Consider the following 1,322-nt stretch of genomic DNA (forward strand, 5'->3'; position numbering starts at 1 on the left):
AACACCGCTTGATCAGGCGTATGTTGCACAAAAATCATCCTTAGCTATCCATCTCTATACAGCGGATGCGTTAGCCAACGGCGATAGTTGGCGCGGTTGGCATGATATCGTTGGTCATGATTCAGTGCTTTTCCCTATTGGTGGCACGCATCAATCCATCATGCACCCGCCTTTGCTGAACCAGATAGCAGATTCCATCACCGAAAACTTACGGGCAGTGCCTGCTTTCGACCCGTGCGTTATCATTCAACAGGGTTCGCAATCGCTATCGCCGCTATTTTGCCTGCCGGGGGCGGGAGCCAGCCCGTCGAGTCTGCTTGAACTGGCGCTCTCATTCCCCCAACAACGCCCGATATATGCTTTGCAGGCTCGTGGATCCACGCCTGAGCACAATTTCCCTTACACCAGTGTTGAAGGGGCTGCCCGCGCCTATATCCAAAATATCCGGCAAATCCAGCCTCATGGCCCTTATCATCTATTGGGCCACTCTTTCGGGGGCTGGATTGCCTTTGAGATGGCGTTGCAATTGCAGGCTGAGGGGGAATCGGTCGCCTCTCTCATTCTGGTTGATACGGATGAACCTGATCAGCAAGCGAGTGCCTGCAAATCCGTCAATCGCACTGAGACACTCATGGAGCTGATCGATATTTATAACCTGATATTAGAGAAACCGCTTCCGCTGACCAGACCCGATCTTGATGATCTGGCACCGGATGAACAGATTCAGCGTCTGCACCATGCCTTGGTGAAAGCGGGGCTTTTCCCGGCCAAAACGCCGATATCACTGTTGCAGGGCATTGTTCGTGTGATGCAGGCCAATCTGAACACTGGCTATATTCCCCGTACCCGCTATCAGGGTCGGGTTCATCTGATCAATGCAGAGAAAGGCGATTGGGATGAAAGGAGAACTCGCGAAACCCAGTGGGGTCTTCTCGTGGCTGAACTCAGTACGATGCTGGTGCCCGGCAATCATATGACGATGTTGTCCGCCCCGCAAGTCGGGCAGTGGATAGCCAAGCTATGGCAGGCATTAGATTGTATGCGGAATCCAAGGTAAGGTTGCTGAACGATATACTCGTCGCACTTCAAGGTGCATTTATTATAGGTGACTCTAAAGAGGCAAACTATGTTGTATTTTCCTGACAGTTTGAATCACGACGAGGCGGATAAAATGGAGCTTCATACTTCCTGTCTGGATGAGCAAGCGTGGCAAGCGCTGCTCGATCAGTTTACTTCCTGTGCCGGTGAGGAAGGACTGCCTGAACTGGAAACGCACATTGCGGGTGACCCTGTCACTTATTGTCGCCGTGAGTTAAGCAAAC

General features: G+C 51.9%; 1 protein-coding gene and 1 pseudogene. Both read left to right on the forward strand.

Translation table 11 applies throughout. From position 1 onward, the window contains the following. Positions 1-1,057: thioesterase domain-containing protein (locus PSI17_RS16855; protein ID WP_273553058.1), on the forward strand; the 1,057-nt coding region annotated here is incomplete at its 5' end. A gap of 69 nt (positions 1,058-1,126) precedes the next feature. Then, a pseudogene (locus tag PSI17_RS16860) lies at positions 1,127-1,322 on the forward strand (putative pyridoxal-dependent aspartate 1-decarboxylase); the annotation flags it as partial.

Origin of the sequence: Xenorhabdus sp. IM139775, from assembly GCF_028598745.1 — a bacterium.
Taxonomy (GTDB): domain Bacteria; phylum Pseudomonadota; class Gammaproteobacteria; order Enterobacterales; family Enterobacteriaceae; genus Xenorhabdus.